A 17,310-nucleotide genomic window follows, 5' to 3' on the forward strand; every position below is an offset into this window, starting at 1 on the left:
AGGGCATTCGTCATGGCAAGGACGTTGGCATGGCGAGCGCCCTTTACCGTCTCCCCCAACCCCTCTCCCGCGAGCGGAAGAGGGGAGCCAGTCCATCACTACCCACGAATTCCCGACCATGAACGAACCGCTCGACCTCGACTCCCTCGGCATTGATACGCTCGGCGTGCGCGCCGGCACGCTGCGCAGCGAGTTCATGGAGCATTCGGAGGCGATGTACCTGACGTCGAGCTTCTGCTTCGGCAGCGCCGCAGAGGCCGCGGAGCGCTTCGCCAACTCGGAACAGGGCTATACGTACTCGCGCTTCACCAATCCGACCGTCAGCATGTTCCAGCAGCGGCTGGCCGCGCTCGAAGGCGCGGAGGCCTGCATGGCGACCGCCTCGGGCATGAGCGCGATCCTGTCGGTGGTGCTGTCGTCGATGCAGGCCGGCGACCACCTGGTCAGCTCGCGCGCGATCTTCGGCTCGACGATGACGCTGTTCTCGAACATCTTCTCGAAGTTCGGCGTCGAGACCACCTTCGTCGACGGCACTGACCTGGCCGGCTGGCGCGCGGCGGTCAGGCCCAATACCAGGCTGTTCTTCCTCGAGACGCCGTCGAATCCGCTGACCGAGGTGTCCGACATCGCGGCGGTGGCCGAGATCGCGCACGATGCCGGCGCGCTGCTGGTGGTCGACAACTGCTTCTGCTCGCCGGCGCTGCAGCAGCCGCTGCGCTTGGGCGCCGACATCGTCGTGCATTCGGCGACCAAGCATATCGATGGCCAGGGCCGCGTGCTCGGCGGTGCGGTGCTGGGCAAGCAGGATTTCATCATGGGCAAGGTGTTCCCCTTCGTGCGGACCGCCGGCCCGACGCTGTCGGCCTTCAACGCCTGGGTCATGCTCAAGGGCATGGAGACGCTGGCGATCCGCATGGAGCGCCATTCGGCCAGTGCGCTGGCGCTGGCCCAGTTCCTCGAATCGCATCCGGCGGTGGCGCGCGTCTATCACCCCGCGCTGAAGTCGCACCCGCAGCACCAGATCGCGATGCGCCAGCAGAGCGGTGGCGGTGCGATCGTGTCGTTCGAACTGAAGGGCGCGACGCCGGAACAGCAGCGCGCCAATGCCTGGCGCGTGATCGACAGCACGCGGCTGTGCTCGATCACCGGCAACCTGGGCGACACGCGCACCACGGTGACCCATCCGTACACCACCACGCACGCGCGCGTCAGCCCCGAGGCCAAGGCCGCGGCCGGCATCGGCGAGGGCCTGATCCGCATGGCGGTGGGGCTGGAGTCGGTCGAGGACCTGAAGGCGGATCTGCTGCGCGGGCTGCGCGACTGATCCCGGCTCGCTGGCCAACAAGAACAAAAGCCGGCCCCGGGGCCGGCTTTTTGCTTTCAGCCAGTCCGTCGTCCCCGCGCAGGCGGGGACCCAGTGGCTATCCACGACGCTGGGTTCCCGCCTGCGCGGGAACGACGCCGACGGTGTCCCGCCTCAGCGCAGCATCCGCCGGCGCAGCAGCATCAGCGCCACGACCAGCGCCACCGCCGCATACGCGCCCAGCACGGCCAGATGCAGTCCCGCTTGCTCGACCGGGCGGTCCAGCATCAGCGGCCGGATCAGCGCCACCGCGTGCGCCAGCGGCAGCGCCTGCGTGGCGGACTGCACGCCGGGCGGCAGCTGTTCCAGCGGGAAGAACACGCCCGACAGCAGCAGCATCGGCGTCATCACCAGCGTCTGGTAGAACATGAAGAAGTCGTAGCTGGGCGCCAGCGCGGTGACGATCATCGCGAGGCTGGCGAAGGCGATGCCCGCCAGCGCGATCACGGGCAGCGCCAGCAGCGCGTTGGGCATCTGCGCATAGCCGAGCGCACTGGCCACCAGCATGATCGCCACGCCGGACAGCACCGCCTTGCTGGCGGCCCACAGCACCTCGCCGAGCACCACGTCGCCCAGCGTCAGCGGCGCGTGCATGATGGCCTCCCAGGTGCGCTGCACGTGCATGCGGGAGAACGCCGAATACATCGATTCGAAGCTGGCCGACATCATCACGCTGGAGGCGGTGGTGCCGGCGGCCAGGAAGGCGATGTAAGAGACGCCGTCGACGCGGCCGACCAGCAGTCCCAGCCCCAGCCCGAGGCCGAACAGATAGATCATCGGATCGGCCAGGTTGCCGATCATCGACGGGATCGCCAGCTTGCGCCAGACGCGGTAGTTGCGGTACCAGACCATGGTCCAGTTGCGCAGGTTCAGCGGCCACAGCGGCTGCGGATAGCGCCGCGCGGCAACGGTCGCGCCGCCGGCCGGGGCCGCCGCGGTGGCCAGCTTGCCGTCGTTGCCCGGGTCCGGGTCTCGTTCGCTCATGGTTTCTCTCGATGGTTCGGTGCGTCGCGGGCGGGTTGGTGAATGGCGATCAATCCCGCATCTCGCGGCCGGTCAGCTTCAGGAACACATCCTCCAGATTGGCCGGACGATGCAGATAGCGGATGCCGCCATTGCCGTGCAGCGCGGCCAGCAGCGGCTCGGGCTCGCGCACGTAGCAGAACAGCGTCTCGCCGCTCTTCTCGGTGCGCTCGGCCAGCGGCGCCAGCCGCTCGCGCAGCGCGTCCAGTTCCTCGCCATAGACCTCGACCACGTCGCAGCCGATCTGCCGGTCGATCAGCTCGTGCGGCTTGCCTTCGGCGATCTTGCGGCCGCCGTCGATCACGCACAGATAGTTGCACAGCCGCTCGGCCTCCTCCATGAAATGCGTGGTCAGCAGGATGGTCTTGCCGGCGGCCAGCAGCGACTTGAGCCGGTCCCAGATCAGATGGCGCGCCTGCGGATCGAGCCCGGTGGTCGGCTCGTCCATCACCAGCAGGTCCGGATCGTTGATCAGCGCACGCGCCACGGTCAGGCGCCGGCGCATGCCGCCGGACAGGTCACGCACATGCGCGTCGGCGCGGTTTTCCAGGCGGGCGAATTCGAGCAGCATCGGCACGCGCCGTTCGATCTCGGCGGCTGGCAGGCCGAAGTAGCGGCCGAAGATGCGCAGGTTCTCGACCACGGTGAAGTCCGGGTCCAGATTGTCGAACTGCGGCACCACGCCGACGCGCATGCGGGCCTGCGGCGCGCGTGCGGGAACCGGTTCGCCGCACAGCGTCAGCTCGCCGGAGGCCGGCGTGGCCAGCCCCAGCAGCAGGCGCAGCGTGGTGGTCTTGCCGGCGCCGTTGGGGCCCAGCAGGCCGAAGCATTGGCCGCGCTGCACCTGCAGGCTCAGATCGTCGACGACGACGGTATCGCCGTATTGCTTGCGCACGTGGCGCAACTCGAGAATGGCAGTCAACGCAGCGTTCCGGTGAAGCGCGCCTGGCGCAATCCCGCCATTATGCCGATCCGCCTGCGATCGGTCCTTGGCGCGCCGCAGCACAAGCGGCGCGGTCCTGCGTCTGTCTGGCCCGTCGCGGTACGGGTCGCGGCTGCTAGGCCGTGGGTCCGGCCCGCAGGCGGCGCATCAGCGAACGCACCAGCCCGTGCAGCAGCCAGCCCAGCGCCAGGCCGAGGCCGTCGGCCAGCACGTCGATCGCGTCGGCGGAGCGATAGGGCGTCATCGACTGCAGCCACTCGATCAGTCCGCCATAGACCAGCAAGCCGATCGGCACGAGCCAGGGCCGCGACGGATAGGCGCGCCATCCGAGCACGCCAAGCGTGGCAAAGGCCAGCAGATGATTGCTCTTGTCCCAGCCGGTGGTCGGCATCGGCGCGGCCGGCGGCATCAGCGCCAGCGTCAGCACGGCGCACAGGCACAGCCAGAACGCGAGACGCCATGGCGACCGACCGATCGTCAGACTGGATGACGGACGGAAAGGCGTGCGGGAAGACATGCGGAAACGGTTCCTGAGGCGAGACAACAGGAACGTAATGTAGCAGCCGGGGCAGGTGCCCGATATCGGCTGGCGGGATGGGTGGCGCAGCGGGTGTCGTCGGCCAGAAGGCTGGACGAGGGGGCGCTCCCAGGCAGGGAAGAGCGGCAGGGGGTCACGCGGTGGGCGATGCGCCGCGCCCGCGGGACTCCCCGGCAGTCGAAGAGGCTTAGTACATCTTCTTCGGCAGCATCTGCATGCGCAGACGCTTGCGCAGGCGCGACTCGGCGGCCTTCTTCTTGCGCTTGCGCTCGGTCGTCGGCTTCTCGTAGGCCGTGCGGCTCTTCAGTTCGACGATCAGGCCATTTTGCAGAATGGCCCGGCGGAATCGCCGCATGGCGACATCAACCGGTTCGCCCGGCTTCAAAACGATCTTGGTCAAAGCGTGTCCTTCGGGGTGCCGCTGCTGCGGCGGGGTGGAACGGTGAGCCTCGGCAGCCTCGAGCCTGCGCTCGCTGCCGATACCCGCGGAGCTGGGTGTTGGCAAAACCCCGCAAGCGTGGCGGGGCAGTGGACCGGAAGGGTGGGCGTGCGAGTCGCGACGACGTCGGTCACGCAAGATGCCAGCGCACCAGTGAAAAGGCCCGCCATCTCGGATGGCGGGCCTTTTATTCTTTGGCTCCCCGACCTGGGCTCGAACCAGGGACCTGCGGATTAACAGTCCGTCGCTCTACCGACTGAGCTATCGGGGAACAGCTGAGAAAAGGATTATAGCCAGTTTCTCGTTACTTCGTCAACAACGTTTCGACATTTTGTTGTCGTTGCGTCATCCGCCAAACGTTGCGCCGAAGTGTCCGGCTTGCCTGCCCATTCGTTGGGTCGGAAGCCGTGGGGCCGATCCGGTGCCGCGAATGTGCGTTGGCGAGGGGCGCATTATAGACGGCGAGCGCCGCGAATGCCAAGAAGAATTTGCGGGGCGCAACAAAAAACCGCCCGAAGGCGGTTTTCTGGTTCGTCATCCGATCGCGAAATCGCTCAGTCGAACACCGGCGATTCGACGCCGAGGATCTTGTGCAGCTTCGGCGAGGTCGTCGTGTACTGCATGTGGATCTTCTTCTCGGGGAAGATGTACGGCGCGGCGCCGAAGGCGGCCAGCGCGGCCTCGTGGAAGCCCGACAGGATCAGTTTCTTCTTGCCCGGATAGGTGTTGATGTCGCCGACCGCGAAGATGCCCGGGATGTTGGTCTCGAACTTCTCGGTATCGACCTTGATCTGCTTGCGCTCCAGGTCCAGGCCCCATTCGGCGATCGGGCCGAGCTTCGGCGACAGGCCGAAGAATACCAGCAGATCGTCCAGCGGCATGCGGCGCGTCACGCCGTCGCCGCCGGTGACCTTGATCTCGGTCAGCACGCCGTCCTTTTCCTCGTAGCCGGTGACCTGGCCGACCATGAACTGCATTTCCATCTGCTCGCACAGTTCCTTCATCTTCGCCACCGAGGCGGGCGCGGCGCGGAAGCCGTCGCGGCGGTGGATCAGCACCACCGACTCGGCCTTGCCGACCAGATCCAGCGTCCAGTCCAGCGCCGAGTCGCCGCCGCCGACGACCACCAGATTGCGGCCGTGGAAGCGGCTCGGATCCTTGACGCGGTAGAACAGCTGCTTGCCGTCGAACTTGTCCAGGCCCTCGACCTTCAGCGTGCGTGGCTGGAACGAACCGACGCCGGCGGCGATGAAGATGGTCTTGGTCAGGAAGCGGGTGCCGAGCGAGGTCTCGACGAAGAAGCGGCCGTCCTCCTGGCGCTCGACCACCGAGACTTCCTGGCCGAGGTGGAAGGTCGGCTCGAACGGCTCGATCTGCTTGAGCAGGTTGTCGGTCAGCTCCTGGCCGGTGCAGATCGGTACCGCGGGGATGTCATAGATCGGCTTGTCCGGATACAGCTCGACGCACTGGCCGCCGACGACCTTCAGCGAGTCGATCACGTGCGCCTTGATCTCGAGCAGGCCGAGTTCGAAGACCTGGAACAGGCCGACCGGACCGGCGCCGACGATCAGCGCGTCGATTTCGAGGGGCTGGCCACCGCCAGCGTTGCCGCCGACCTGGTTGGTGGTGTCCGCGACGGGGTTGGGGATGCTCAAGTCCATATGCGTCCTGATACGTTTGGGGGCACGGTCTGTGCCCGGCATTGCGGGAAAGCGCGTGGGGACGGCTTTCTCTTTGTCGCTATCGGGTGGGTGCGGCCGGCGCGTCGGCTCAGCGCTCCAGGTATTGCAGCTTGCCGGTGGCGTCCTTCCATTCCTCGGCCTCGGGCAGCGGGGCCTTGGTCTTGGTGATCGAAGGCCAGCTGCGGGCCAGTTCGGCGTTCAGTTCGATGAACTGCTGCTGGTCGCCCGGCACGTCTTCCTCGGCATAGATCGCGTTGACCGGACACTCGGCGACGCACACCGCGCAGTCGATGCACTCGTCCGGATCGATCGCGAGGAAGTTCGGGCCCTCGCGGAAACAATCGACCGGACACACGTCAACGCAGTCGGTATAGCGGCAACGGATGCAGGATTCGGTGACAACGTGAGTCATTTCGGTTCCAGGAAAACGGATCGGCTTCGATGGGAGACTGTTTTTGGCCGCTTGTGTCGGTACTGGTGCCCGTACAACGCCCGCACGCGCGGGGACGAGCGTCGACCGCGGCCTTTCAAAGATCGGTATTGTAGCCGACCCGTTCGTCCCGCACAGCGGCCCTATATAGCCGAATCAGATAGTTTTCTTATTTCTTTATGCGAGCCTGTTCGGCATTGGCGCACGGTCATCGGGTGCTGGTTTGCCGGTGCGATGCGCAACGGTCTTGTATTGGCCCCATGCACGACGAGGTCGCGCGATGGGGTAGCATGTGGGCCTGATTCGGCACACTTGTGCGGGTTACGCCATGATCATCCAGTCTCTGCTCGACACCGACCTCTACAAATTCACGATGATGCAGGTGGTGCTGCATCATTTCCCGGCGGCCCAGGTCGAGTACCGCTTCAAATGCCGCAATGCCGGCGTGGATTTGACGCCGTACGCGGACGAGATCCGCGCGCAGATCGAACTGCTGTGCCAGTTGCGCTTCACCGAGGACGAACTGGAATACCTGCGCGGCTTTCGCTTCATCAAGAGCGATTTCGTCGATTTCCTCGGGCTGTTCCAGCTCAACGCCAAGTACGTGTCGGTCCGCCCGTCGCCGACGCACCCCGGCGAGATCGACATCACGATCCGCGGCCCGTGGCTCCATACCATCCTGTTCGAGGTGCCGCTGCTGGCGATCGTCAACGAGGTGTACTTCCGCCATACGCAGCCGCAGCCCGACTGGGAAGAGGGCCGGCGCCGCCTGGTCGACAAGCTGGCGCTGCTGCGCATGCCGGGCCGCGACGACTGCGTGATCGCCGACTACGGCACGCGCCGCCGCTTCTCGCGCGACTGGCAGGGCGAGGTGCTGGCCTCGATGCAGCAGCTGCTCGGACCGCAGCTGGCCGGCACCAGCAACGTGCATTTCGCCCGCCAGCACAACCTGACGCCGCTCGGCACGATGGCGCACGAATATCTGCAGGCCTGCCAGTCGCTGGGGCCGCGGCTGCGCGATTCGCAGGTGTTCGCGCTCGAGACCTGGGCGCGCGAATATCGCGGCGACCTCGGCATCGCGCTGTCGGACACCTACGGCTTCGACGCCTTCCTGAACGACTTCGATCTGTACTTCTGCAAGCTGTTCGACGGCGTGCGGCACGACTCCGGCGATCCGGTGGCCTGGGGCGAACGGATGCTGGCGCACTACACCAGGAACCGCGTCGATCCGCGCAGCAAGACGCTGATCTTCAGCGACAACCTCAATATCCCGCGCGTGATCGAGCTGTATGAACGCTTCGGCGGCCGCTGCCGGCTGGCGTTCGGTGTCGGCACCAACCTGACCAACGACCTGGGTTACACGCCGCTGCAGATCGTCATCAAGATGGTCCGCTGCAATGGGCAGCCGGTCGCCAAGCTGTCGGACACGCCGGAGAAGACGATGTGCGACGACCCGGCCTACCTCGGCTATCTGCGCCAGGTGTTCGGCGTGGAGACCGCCTGAGCCAGCCTGATCCTGGCGCCGTTTTCCGTCGAAGGGCGCGGGCAGGGGGACTTATAATGCCCGCTGCTCCCGCCTCCCGACTCCGATCGCCCGAACCATGAATACCGATTCCGCTCGCGACCGCATCTTCGCCCGTATCCGTGCCGCCCAGGGGCGGCCGGCGCAACCGACCCGGGGCGAGCGCGAGGCGGTGGCCGACTATCTGGCGCGCCATCCGCAGGGGCCGCGTCCCGGCGTGGCCGGCGATCTGGTCGAAGCCTTCAGCGTGCAGGCGCGCAAGATGGCCTCGACGGTCGAGCGCGTCGCCACGCTGGCCGACGTGCCGGCGGCGGTGGCGCACTATCTGAGCGGGCTGGCCTTGCCGCCGCGCGCGGTCGCCTGGCCGGCGCTCGGTGCGCTCGACTGGCAGGCACAGGGCATCGCGGTCGAAGCGCGGCCACCGCTGCGCGATCCGCAGGCCGACCGCGAGCATGGCGACCTGGTCGGCATCACCGGGTGCTTCTGCGCGATCGCCGAGACCGGTTCGCTGATGCTGCTGTCCGGACCGGAGACCTTCGCCTCCGGCGCGCTGCTGCCCGAGACCCATATCGCGGTGGTGCCCGCCGGGCGCATCGTCGCCGACCTCGAGGAAGCCTTCGCGCTGGTGCGCGCCGAGCGCGGCGAGCTGCCGCGCGCGACCAACATCATCAGCGGTCCGTCCCGTACTGGCGATATCGAACAGACCATCGTGCTCGGCGCGCACGGACCGTATCGCGTGCACGTGGTGCTGGTCGAACAGGCCTGAGCGAGCCTGCGGCACGGCACGCGGGACGTCGCCGCTGCAGGCCTCTCACCCCATTGCATCTCGCCGCCTTCGCACGGAGGCGGGCATCCCGTTTCGAACAAGACCAATGACAGGAGACCGAACACGATGCAGTCCGCCTTCGCGCCGCGCGTAATCAACGCGCCCCGGCTGGCGCTGCCGGCCATGCTGGCGATGTTCCCCGCGCTGGCCGGCGCCGCCGAGCTCGACGGCGCCACCCTGGGGCCGCTGTGGGCCTTGCCGTTCGCCGGCATCCTGCTGTCGATCGCGCTGTTCCCGCTGCTGGCGCCGCGCTTCTGGCATCACCACTTCGGCAAGGTCGCGGCCGCCTGGGGCCTGCTGTTCCTCGTGCCGTTCGCGCTGGCCTTCGGCACGCATGCCGCGGCGGCCAACGTCGTGCATGCGCTGCTGGCCGAGTACATTCCGTTCATCGTGCTGATCGGCGCGCTGTATATCGTCGCCGGGGGCATCTGCGTGCAAGGCAATCTGCATGGCACGCCGAAGCTCAATACCGGCATCCTCGCACTCGGCACCTGCCTGGCCAGCGTGATGGGCACCACGGGCGCGGCGATGCTGCTGATCCGGCCGCTGCTGCGCGCCAACGACAACCGGCGCCATGTCGCGCACGTCGTGGTCTTCTTCATCTTCCTGGTCGCCAATGCGGGCGGTTCGCTGACGCCGCTGGGCGATCCGCCGCTGTTCCTAGGCTTCCTGAAGGGGGTCGAGTTCTTCTGGACCACGCGGCACATCTTCCCCGAGACGCTGTTCCTGTGCGCCGCGCTGCTGGCGATCTTCTATTTCGTCGATCGCTACTACTTTCTCAATCGCGAAGAAGAGCTGCCGCCGCGGCTCGATCCGACGCCGGATTCGCCGGGCATCCGCATCGAGGGCAAGGCCAATTTCGCGCTGCTGCTGGCGGTGATGGCGCTGGTGCTGATGAGCGGCCTGTGGAAGCCGGGCATCGAATTCGACGTACTGGGCACGGTGGTGCCGCTGCAGGCGCTGGTGCGCGACGTCGCGCTGGTGGTGGTGGCGCTGGTGTCGCTGGCCATCACGCCGCACAGCGCGCGCGCCGGCAACGAATTCAACTGGGATCCGATTCTCGAAGTCGGCAAGCTGTTCGCCGGCATCTTCCTGACGATCATCCCGGTAATCGCGATGCTGAAGGCGGGCACCGACGGCGCCTTCGCCGGCGTGATCCGCGCGGTCAGCGACAGCAACGGCCAGCCGATCGACGGCATGTATTTCTGGGCCACCGGCCTGCTGTCGTCGTTCCTCGACAACGCGCCGACCTACCTGGTGTTCTTCAATACCGCGGGCGGCGACGCGGCCACGCTGATGACGCGCGACGCCACCACGCTGGCGGCGATCTCGGCCGGCGCGGTGTTCATGGGCGCCAACACCTATATCGGCAATGCGCCGAACCTGATGGTCAAGGCGATCGCCGAGAACCGCGGCGTGCGCATGCCGAGCTTCTTCGGCTATATGCTGTGGTCTTGCGGCATCCTGGTGCCGCTGTTCGGGGTGATGACCCTGCTGTTCTTCCGCGTCTGAGGTACACGATGGCTTCGCAACCGCAACCGCAATCCGCTTCCTCGCGCCCCGCCGTGCTGGTCACGCGGGCGATCTTCCCCGATGTGATCGAACGCCTCGCGCAGTATTTCGACGTCGATCACAACCAGCCCGACGTGCCGCTCGACGCCGCCGCGCTGAAGGCGCGCCTGGCCGGCAAGGCCGGCGTGCTCTCCAATGCCGCCGATCGCATCGACGCGGATTTGATCGGCGCGCTGCCGCAGCTGCGCGCGGTCTGCAACATGGCGGTCGGCTACAACAATCTGGACCTGCCGGCGCTGACGGCGGCGGGCATCGTCGCCACCAACACGCCGGACGTGCTGACCGAGACCACCGCGGACTTCGGCTGGGCGCTGCTGATGGCGACCGCCCGGCGCGTCACGGAGTCCGAGCACTTTTTGCGCGCCGGCAAATGGGAGCGCTGGTCCTACGACATGTTCCTCGGCATGGATCTGCACGGCAGCACGCTGGGCATCCTCGGCATGGGCCGCATCGGGCAGGCGCTGGCGCGCCGCGCCGCCGGCTTCGGCATGACGGTGCGCTATCACAACCGCAGCCAGCTGCCGGCAGAGATCGAACAGGGGCTGGGCGCGCGCTACGTCAGCAAGGCCGAACTGCTGCGCGAGTCCGACCATCTGATGCTGGTGCTGCCGTACAGCGAGCAGAGCCACCATGCGATCGGCGCGGCCGAACTGGCGCAGATGAAGCGGTCCGCGACGCTGATCAACCTCGCGCGCGGCGGCATCGTCGACGACGCGGCGCTGGCCGAGGCGCTGCGCGAGAAGCGCATCTTCGCCGCCGGTCTGGATGTGTTCGAAGGCGAGCCCAAGGTGCATCCCGCGCTGCTCGAGGTGCCCAACGTCGTGCTGACCCCGCATATCGCCAGCGCCTCGGAAAAGACGCGGCGCGCGATGGCGAATCTGGCGGCCGACAATCTGATCGCGGCGCTGGGCGCCGGCCCCGATGCCGGCAGGCCGCCCTGCGCGCTGAACCCGGAAGTGCTGGCGCGCCGCTAGCGCACCGTCGCCGTCGCGGTTGCCCTGGCCGCGGCGGCGCCTTGTTTGACGACCCCGTCCCCGATGTCCTCCTCCTCGCTGATCCTGATCGCCCTGGCGGCAATCCTGCTGCTGTCCCTGCTGACGCTGGTCCTCTTGCTGACGCGCGGGCGCGACGGCGGCCACGCGGAATTGCTGCAACGGCTGGCGGACTGGCGCGAACGCGGCGAACGCGACAGCGAACGGCTCGAACGCAGCCTGCGCGGCGAGGTCGCCGAGGCCGCGCGACTCGGGCGCGACGAGACCAGCGAGCAGATGATGCGCTTCCAGCAGACGCTGTCGGCGCAAATGACGCATATCGCCACGCTGCAGAACAACCAGATCGACATGTTCGCGCAGCAGCTGGCCAAGCTGACCGAATCGAACGAGCGGCGCCTGGGCGAGGTGCGTACCACGCTGGAACAGAAGCTCAAGGACATCGAGGCCAACAACGCCACCAGGCTCGACGAGATGCGCCGCACCGTCGACGAGAAGCTGCACGCGACGCTGGAGCAGCGGCTGGGCGAATCGTTCCGCATGGTGTCGGACCGGCTCGAGCAGGTGCATCGGGGCCTGGGCGAGATGCAGATGCTGGCGCAGGGCGTCGGCGACCTGAAGCGCGTGCTGACCAATGTGAAGACGCGCGGCACCTGGGGCGAGGTCCAGCTCGAGATGCTGCTGCAGCAGATCCTGACGCCCGAGCAATACGCGCGCAACGTCGAGACCGTGCCGAATTCGGGCGCACGGGTCGAGTTCGCGATCCGGCTGCCCGGCAAGGAGGTCGGCGTCGGCAACGCCGCGGGTAATAGCAACGGCAACGGCACGGTCTGGCTGCCGATCGACGCCAAGTTTCCGAAAGAGCAGTACGAACGGCTGACCGATGCGCAGGAACATGGCGATGTCGATGGCGTGGCCGCCGCCGGCCGAGAACTCGAAGTCGCGATCAAGCGCGAGGCGCAGACCATCGCCGAGAAGTACCTGTCGCCGCCGGCCACCACCGATTTCGCGATCCTGTTCCTGCCGACCGAGGGACTCTATGCCGAGGTGCTGCGCCGGCCGGGACTGACCGACCTGCTGCAGCGCAATCACCGCGTGACGGTGGCCGGCCCGACCACGCTGACCGCGGTGCTCAACAGCCTGCAGATGGGCTTTCGCACGCTGGCGCTGGAAAAGCGCTCGAGCGAGGTGTGGGAGGTGCTGGGCGCCGTCAAGACCGAGTTCGGCAAGTTCGGCGACGTGCTGGCGCGCACCCGGGACACGCTCGAGCGCGCCGCCCGCAATATCGAGCAGGCCGAGGTGCGCAGCCGCCAGATGGCGCGCAAGCTGCGCAAGGTCGAGGCGCTGCCGTCGGAGGCGGCCGAGCAGCTGCTCGGCTTGCCGGAGCAGGACGACGGCGAAGCTGGCGGGAAGGATGCCGGTCCGGCGCCCTGAGCCCGGCCTGCGGCAGCGTTGGGGCGTTGCCGACAAAAAAAGCGCATCCGTCGGGATGCGCTTTTTTTTTTGCGGGGGAGGGCCGGGCGGCCGGAGCCTATTGCCCTTCGTTCGGCAGATTGCGGATCGTCACCTCGATGCCGCCGAAGCGGGCCGCCACCCAGTTGTAGGCCTTGCAGGCCAGCCACAGCAGGCCGAAGCCGACCAGCGCGTTCAGAATCAGCGCGGTGAACACCGTGATGCCGGGCAGATCGCCATAGCGGACAAAGGCCACGAACAACCCCATCGACACGATCGGCACCGAGAAGCACAGATAGACCAGGACGAGCGCGCGTGCGGTCTTGACGGGGTGGAGGTAAGCGATCTCCTGATTCATGACAGCGTGGCAGTGGGGAAGAGTTGGGTTGCGGCAAGTGTAGCGAATGGGTGGCGTGGCGCATAGCCTCGCCCCGCCGGGCCGGCCAAAAGCGGCCGCCGGCACGGCTTCGGTAAGCAAAAAAACGACAGTGGAGCGGGGCGGTGCCGCCGTGCCGCGGTGGGGCGAATGGTGGGGGCAGCGACCTTACAGCAGGCCCTCGAACAGCATGACCTCGACCGGATCGCCGGCCGCGACGCCGCCTTGCTCGTGTGCCAGCACGATGAAGCAGTTGGCCTCGCTCATCGAGCGCAGCACGCCCGAGCCCTGCTGGCCGGTGATGCGCACCTCCCACTGGCCGTCGGCGCCGCGCGCGAGGATGCCGCGCTGGTATTCGGTGCGGCCCGGCTTCTTGCGGATCGCCTGGGCGCTGCGCACGCGCATCAGCGGCGGCGGCGCGATGTCCGCGCCCATCATCCGGTGCAGCGCGGCGCGGACGAAATGGTAGAAGGTCACCATCACCGCGACCGGATTGCCGGGCAGGCCGAACAGCAGCGCCTGATGGCCGTTCGACGCGATGCGGCCGAAGGCCATCGGCCGGCCGGGGCGCATCGCGATCTTCCAGAAGGTCACGTCGCCGAGTTCGGCCATGATCTGCTTGGTGTAGTCGGCCTCGCCGACCGACACGCCGCCGGAGGTGATCACCGCATCCGCGTTTTCGCAGGCGCTGCGCAGCGCGGCCTCGAGCGCGGCGGGATCGTCGCGCACCACGCCCATGTCGATCAGATCGACATGCAGCCGTCGCAGCATGCCGTGCAGCGTGTAGCGGTTCGAGTCGTAGACGCAGCCGGCGTCGAGCGGCTCCCCGATCGAACGCAGCTCGTCGCCGGTCGAGAAGAAGGCCACGCGCAGCCGCCGCCGGACCTTGACCTCGGCGATGCCGAGCGAGGCCAGCAGGCCGAGGTCGGCGGGCTGCAGCACGCGGCCCTGCCTGAGCGCGGGTTTGCCGCGCGCCAGGTCTTCGCCGCGCAGGCGGCGGTTGTCGCCGGCCCGCACCGCGTCGGCGGCAAAGCGTACGGTCTCGCCTGCTGCCTCGCCCGCTGTCTCGCCTGCCCCCTGCGCTACGCGCTGCGTGAATTCCTGCGGGATTACCGTATCGCAGCCGGCCGGCATCACCGCGCCGGTCATGATCCGTACCGCCTCGCCGGCGGCCGGGACCAGGCCGTGCGCCTCGCCGGCCAGCGCGGTGCCGATGACGCGCAGCGTCACCTCGCCGCCGCTTGCAGCCTGCAGCGCGGCGCTGGCGAAGGCATAGCCGTCCATCGCCGAGTTGTCGTGCGCCGGCACGTCGAGCGGCGACACCACGTCCTCGGCCAGCACGCGGTCCAGCGCCGCGCGGATCGCGACCTGCTCGATGCCGCTGACCGGTTCGACTACGTCGGCGATGATCCGGTTGGCCTGCGCCACCGGCAGCGCGGTGGGATCGTAGTCGGACAGGCAGGAGATCACGGATTGCAGGGACGGCATGGCAGGGTTCGGGTAGGGATCAGGTTCGGGGTTGGGTTCGGTTTGGGCGCAGCGGGTGCCGGTCGGAATGCGGAGCCGCGGGCCGGCCGGGGCCGCGCCCTTTGCTCCGCTCAGCGCGCCTCGAAGGTGCGCAGTTCGTCCAGCGTGTTGATATTGGCGAACGGCGCCGCATCGTCGAACGGCACTTCGGCCAGCCGGTGCTGCGAGGCCCACGCCTCGATCTTGCGGCCGCCGCCGTTCAGGAAGGCGACCAGGCTGTCCAGCGCGGTATGCGGCATCAGCAGGAACACCGGCTGCGTCTGGCGGCGGCCCTGCTCGTCGAGGGTGACCGGCATCGCCATCTCGGCCCCTTCACGTTCGATCGCCTGCGCCAACCGCGCCACCAGATCGGTCGGCAGGAACGGCGAATCGCACGGCGCGGTGACCATCCAGCGCGTCTGGCACTGTTCCAGGCCGGCCAGCATGCCGGCCAGCGGGCCGGCGAAGTCGGGCACCGAGTCGGTGACCACCGGCACGCCGAACGACTCGTAGGCGGCCAGGTTGCGGTTGGCATTGATCAGCAGCGCGCCGGTCTGTGGCGAGAGCCGCATCATCGTGTGCATCGCCATCGGCGCGCCACGCAGCGACTGCAGGCCCTTGTCGGTGCCGCCCATGCGGCTGCCGCGTCCGCCGGCCAGGATCAGGCCGGTAATGTCTTCGCGTTCGATCATCGCGGTGCAGGAAAAAAAGAGGTAAAGCGTTGAAGCGTTGATGGGATCGGAGCCGAGGCGGCGCGCCTAGCCGCCGATATAGGACATCTCGATCTTGCGCGCCGCGCGGGCCGCGCGCACCTGCTCGTCGCCGCGCTGCTCCGAATAGTTGTCGGTGCGCTCGCGCCAGACGCCGGCGATCGCGTTGGCGATCTCGAGGTCGCTGTGCCCGTCGCGCAGCAGCGTGCGCAGATCGTAGCCCTCGGTGGCAAACAGGCACAGATAGAGCCGGCCCTCGGTCGACAGCCGGATGCGGCTGCAATCGCCGCAGAAGGCGTGCGTGACGCTGGAGATCACGCCGATCTCGCCGGCGCCGTCGCGGTAGCGCCAGCGCTGCGCGGTCTCGCCGCTGTAGTTGGCCGCGATCGCCTCGAGCGGAAACTCCGCGTCGATGCGCGCGACCACTTCGTCCGACGGCAGCACCTCGTCCATGCGCCAATGGTTGCTGGCACCGACGTCCATGAACTCGATATAGCGGACGATGATGCCGCTGCCGCGGAAATGGCGCGCCATCGGCACGATCTCGGCGTCGTTGGTGCCGCGCTTGACCACCATGTTGACCTTCAGCGGCGCCAGCCCGACCGCCTGCGCGGTCTCGATGCCCTTGAGCACGTCCGCCACGGCGAAGTCGACGTCGTTCATGCGGCGGAAGGTGGCGTCGTCGATCGCATCGAGGCTGACCGAGACCCGCGTCAGCCCGGCGTCGCGCAGCGCACGCGCCTTGCGGGCCAGCAGCGAGGCATTGGTGGTCAGCGTCAGGTCCAGCGGCTTGCCGGCCGGCGTCTCGATGCGCGCCAGCATTTCGACCAGCTTCTCGATGTTCTTGCGCAGCAGCGGCTCGCCGCCGGTCAGCCGGATCTTTTCGACGCCATGGGCGACGAACAGGCGCGCAACGCGCTCGATCTCCTCGAAGCTGAGCAGCTCCGAATGCGGCAGGAAGGTGTAGTCCTTGTCGAACACCTCCTTCGGCATGCAGTAGACACAGCGGAAATTGCAGCGGTCGGTCACCGAGATGCGCAGGTCGTGCAGCGGCCGTCCGCGGCGGTCGGCCAGCAGCCCGCTCGGCGTTTCCAGCCGCGCGGGGATCGCGGGCTTCATCGAGTGGTATCGATGCTCGCGCAGATCGAAGATGGGAATGACGGATTCGGTCATGTCGTGATAGGTCGCCGCCAGCCCGGCGCCGTTCTGCCGCCATTCTAGCCGAGCTTGCGTCGAGGGATCGCCGGGACGGCCGGTTGGCGCGAGCGGGCAAAGAAAAAGGGGACGGCGGTGCCGTCCCCTTTCTGCCGTCGTGGCGCCGACAGGCGCCTGTCCGTCGCGCCTTACTGCTGCGCGGCCGACTGCTGCGAGTCCATCGTGACCTCGCGGCCGCCGGTCTCGACCAGCACCATCGGGCCCTGCGGCAGCGGCGGCAGCGGCTTGCGCTCGCGCGGCACGCGCGGCGCCGGCACGATGCGCGCGGCGGCTTCCTGCGCGGCACGGTACTTGGCGCTGTCGGTGTGCACCCATTGCAGGCCGGCGGCATTGAGCATCGGCTCGAGCGCGTCGGCCGACAGCGCCGTGGCCGGGGCAGGGGCCGGGGCCGCTTGCGGCTGCTGCGCTGCCGGTGCGCTGACCGCTTGGACGGCCGGCTTGACGGCCGCTTCGTCGGCCGCTGTCAGCGTCGATACCGGCGTCGATACCGGCGCGGCTTCCGTCGTCACTTCGGCCGCCGTTGCGGGCGCGGCTTCGGTGGCGGCCTGGTTGGCGGATTGAGTGGCGACCTCGGCGGGCACCTGCTCGGCGGCTGCCGTGACAGGCGCCTGCGGGGCCGGCGCGGTCGGGTCGACGGCTTCGGCCGGCGACACCTGCGTCGCGGCCGAGCGGCCCGGCGCCAGTTCCGCGGCGATCACCGGAGCGGGGGCCGGTTCGGCCGGCA

The 17,310-nt window shown here is 68.0% G+C and carries 17 protein-coding genes, 1 tRNA gene and 1 pseudogene; 6 read left to right on the top strand and 13 right to left on the bottom strand.

Going from position 1 to position 17,310, the window contains the following annotated elements:
* Positions 1 to 118: 118 nt before the first annotated feature.
* Entirely contained in the window at positions 119 to 1,324 is a 1,206-nt protein-coding gene (locus tag LRR16_RS11225; protein ID WP_232205879.1) for an O-succinylhomoserine sulfhydrylase, read from the top strand.
* A 153-nt stretch (positions 1,325 to 1,477) separates the two neighbouring features.
* Here the strand turns inward: LRR16_RS11225 and LRR16_RS11230 are convergent, their stop codons facing one another.
* The 8 genes from LRR16_RS11230 to fdxA form a co-directional block, all read right to left on the bottom strand.
* Positions 1,478 to 2,347 (bottom strand): ABC transporter permease, encoded by an 870-nt coding sequence (locus tag LRR16_RS11230; protein ID WP_255674110.1) that lies wholly within the window; start codon positions 2,345 to 2,347, stop codon positions 1,478 to 1,480.
* Positions 2,348 to 2,396: 49 nt separating this feature from the next.
* Positions 2,397 to 3,308 (bottom strand): nodulation factor ABC transporter ATP-binding protein NodI, encoded by a 912-nt coding sequence (gene nodI / locus LRR16_RS11235; RefSeq protein ID WP_232205880.1) that lies wholly within the window; start codon positions 3,306 to 3,308, stop codon positions 2,397 to 2,399.
* A 136-nt stretch (positions 3,309 to 3,444) separates the two neighbouring features.
* Positions 3,445 to 3,846, bottom strand: coding sequence for a VanZ family protein (locus tag LRR16_RS11240; protein ID WP_232205881.1), 402 nt, complete (start codon positions 3,844 to 3,846; stop codon positions 3,445 to 3,447).
* A 208-nt stretch (positions 3,847 to 4,054) separates the two neighbouring features.
* Positions 4,055 to 4,267 carry a 30S ribosomal protein S21 gene (gene rpsU / locus LRR16_RS11245; protein WP_006578041.1) on the bottom strand — a complete coding sequence of 71 codons (213 nt, stop codon included), beginning with the start codon at positions 4,265 to 4,267 and terminating at the stop codon, positions 4,055 to 4,057.
* A gap of 234 nt (positions 4,268 to 4,501) precedes the next feature.
* Positions 4,502 to 4,577: transfer RNA gene (locus LRR16_RS11250), tRNA-Asn, on the bottom strand.
* A 33-nt stretch (positions 4,578 to 4,610) separates the two neighbouring features.
* Complete coding sequence (locus LRR16_RS11255) at positions 4,611 to 4,844, bottom strand: hypothetical protein (protein ID WP_157072095.1); 234 nt, start codon at positions 4,842 to 4,844, stop codon at positions 4,611 to 4,613.
* Between the two features lie 16 nt (positions 4,845 to 4,860).
* Positions 4,861 to 5,967: an NAD(P)/FAD-dependent oxidoreductase gene (locus tag LRR16_RS11260; RefSeq protein ID WP_006578042.1), complete on the bottom strand. Its 1,107-nt coding sequence runs from the start codon at positions 5,965 to 5,967 to the stop codon at positions 4,861 to 4,863.
* 109 nt (positions 5,968 to 6,076) lie between these two features.
* A complete protein-coding gene (gene fdxA / locus LRR16_RS11265; RefSeq protein WP_006578043.1) occupies positions 6,077 to 6,400 on the bottom strand; it encodes a ferredoxin FdxA in 324 nt (107 codons plus the stop codon).
* 346 nt (positions 6,401 to 6,746) lie between these two features.
* On the opposite strand from fdxA, the gene pncB reads away from it, so the two are divergent.
* The 5 genes from pncB (at position 6,747) to rmuC (ending at position 12,761) form a co-directional block, all read left to right on the top strand.
* The gene (pncB, locus tag LRR16_RS11270) at positions 6,747 to 7,922 is read left to right on the top strand and encodes a nicotinate phosphoribosyltransferase (protein WP_006578044.1); all 1,176 of its coding nucleotides are present in this window, start codon (positions 6,747 to 6,749) and stop codon (positions 7,920 to 7,922) included.
* 97 nt (positions 7,923 to 8,019) lie between these two features.
* Positions 8,020 to 8,706 (top strand): lactate utilization protein C, encoded by a 687-nt coding sequence (locus LRR16_RS11275; RefSeq protein WP_023265151.1) that lies wholly within the window; start codon positions 8,020 to 8,022, stop codon positions 8,704 to 8,706.
* Positions 8,707 to 8,832: 126 nt separating this feature from the next.
* Positions 8,833 to 10,278: a sodium:proton antiporter gene (locus tag LRR16_RS11280; protein ID WP_232205882.1), complete on the top strand. Its 1,446-nt coding sequence runs from the start codon at positions 8,833 to 8,835 to the stop codon at positions 10,276 to 10,278.
* 8 nt (positions 10,279 to 10,286) lie between these two features.
* Positions 10,287 to 11,312 (top strand): D-glycerate dehydrogenase, encoded by a 1,026-nt coding sequence (locus LRR16_RS11285; RefSeq protein ID WP_064575950.1) that lies wholly within the window; start codon positions 10,287 to 10,289, stop codon positions 11,310 to 11,312.
* Between the two features lie 63 nt (positions 11,313 to 11,375).
* Positions 11,376 to 12,761, top strand: a complete 1,386-nt coding sequence (gene rmuC / locus LRR16_RS11290) for a DNA recombination protein RmuC (RefSeq protein ID WP_232205883.1) — start codon at positions 11,376 to 11,378, stop codon at positions 12,759 to 12,761.
* Positions 12,762 to 12,858: 97 nt separating this feature from the next.
* Here the strand turns inward: rmuC and LRR16_RS11295 are convergent, their stop codons facing one another.
* The 5 genes and pseudogenes from LRR16_RS11295 to LRR16_RS11315 all read right to left on the bottom strand — a co-directional run.
* Positions 12,859 to 13,137, bottom strand: a complete 279-nt coding sequence (locus tag LRR16_RS11295; protein WP_006576515.1) for a hypothetical protein — start codon at positions 13,135 to 13,137, stop codon at positions 12,859 to 12,861.
* A 186-nt stretch (positions 13,138 to 13,323) separates the two neighbouring features.
* The gene (gene glp, locus LRR16_RS11300; RefSeq protein WP_232205884.1) at positions 13,324 to 14,643 is read right to left on the bottom strand and encodes a gephyrin-like molybdotransferase Glp; all 1,320 of its coding nucleotides are present in this window, start codon (positions 14,641 to 14,643) and stop codon (positions 13,324 to 13,326) included.
* Between the two features lie 110 nt (positions 14,644 to 14,753).
* Positions 14,754 to 15,353, bottom strand: coding sequence for a molybdenum cofactor guanylyltransferase MobA (mobA, locus tag LRR16_RS11305; RefSeq protein ID WP_064575957.1), 600 nt, complete (start codon positions 15,351 to 15,353; stop codon positions 14,754 to 14,756).
* A gap of 66 nt (positions 15,354 to 15,419) precedes the next feature.
* Positions 15,420 to 16,544: a GTP 3',8-cyclase MoaA gene (gene moaA, locus LRR16_RS11310; RefSeq protein ID WP_064575960.1), complete on the bottom strand. Its 1,125-nt coding sequence runs from the start codon at positions 16,542 to 16,544 to the stop codon at positions 15,420 to 15,422.
* Between the two features lie 170 nt (positions 16,545 to 16,714).
* Positions 16,715 to 17,310, bottom strand: a pseudogene (locus tag LRR16_RS11315) (ribonuclease E/G); the annotation flags it as partial.

This window comes from Cupriavidus sp. UGS-1, from assembly GCF_021213615.1.
In the GTDB taxonomy this organism is placed as follows: domain Bacteria; phylum Pseudomonadota; class Gammaproteobacteria; order Burkholderiales; family Burkholderiaceae; genus Cupriavidus.

Coding starts and splice junctions, on each gene's coding strand:
- moaA (WP_064575960.1), bottom strand. CDS start 16,544: ATGACCGAATCCGTCATTCCCATCTTCGATCTGCGCGAGCATCGATAC.
- LRR16_RS11240 (WP_232205881.1), bottom strand. CDS start 3,846: ATGTCTTCCCGCACGCCTTTCCGTCCGTCATCCAGTCTGACGATCGGT.
- LRR16_RS11280 (WP_232205882.1), top strand. CDS start 8,833: ATGCAGTCCGCCTTCGCGCCGCGCGTAATCAACGCGCCCCGGCTGGCG.
- mobA (WP_064575957.1), bottom strand. CDS start 15,353: ATGATCGAACGCGAAGACATTACCGGCCTGATCCTGGCCGGCGGACGC.
- LRR16_RS11260 (WP_006578042.1), bottom strand. CDS start 5,967: ATGGACTTGAGCATCCCCAACCCCGTCGCGGACACCACCAACCAGGTC.
- LRR16_RS11295 (WP_006576515.1), bottom strand. CDS start 13,137: ATGAATCAGGAGATCGCTTACCTCCACCCCGTCAAGACCGCACGCGCG.
- LRR16_RS11255 (WP_157072095.1), bottom strand. CDS start 4,844: ATGACGAACCAGAAAACCGCCTTCGGGCGGTTTTTTGTTGCGCCCCGC.
- rmuC (WP_232205883.1), top strand. CDS start 11,376: ATGTCCTCCTCCTCGCTGATCCTGATCGCCCTGGCGGCAATCCTGCTG.
- fdxA (WP_006578043.1), bottom strand. CDS start 6,400: ATGACTCACGTTGTCACCGAATCCTGCATCCGTTGCCGCTATACCGAC.
- LRR16_RS11285 (WP_064575950.1), top strand. CDS start 10,287: ATGGCTTCGCAACCGCAACCGCAATCCGCTTCCTCGCGCCCCGCCGTG.
- pncB (WP_006578044.1), top strand. CDS start 6,747: ATGATCATCCAGTCTCTGCTCGACACCGACCTCTACAAATTCACGATG.
- LRR16_RS11230 (WP_255674110.1), bottom strand. CDS start 2,347: ATGAGCGAACGAGACCCGGACCCGGGCAACGACGGCAAGCTGGCCACC.
- LRR16_RS11225 (WP_232205879.1), top strand. CDS start 119: ATGAACGAACCGCTCGACCTCGACTCCCTCGGCATTGATACGCTCGGC.
- LRR16_RS11275 (WP_023265151.1), top strand. CDS start 8,020: ATGAATACCGATTCCGCTCGCGACCGCATCTTCGCCCGTATCCGTGCC.
- glp (WP_232205884.1), bottom strand. CDS start 14,643: ATGCCGTCCCTGCAATCCGTGATCTCCTGCCTGTCCGACTACGATCCC.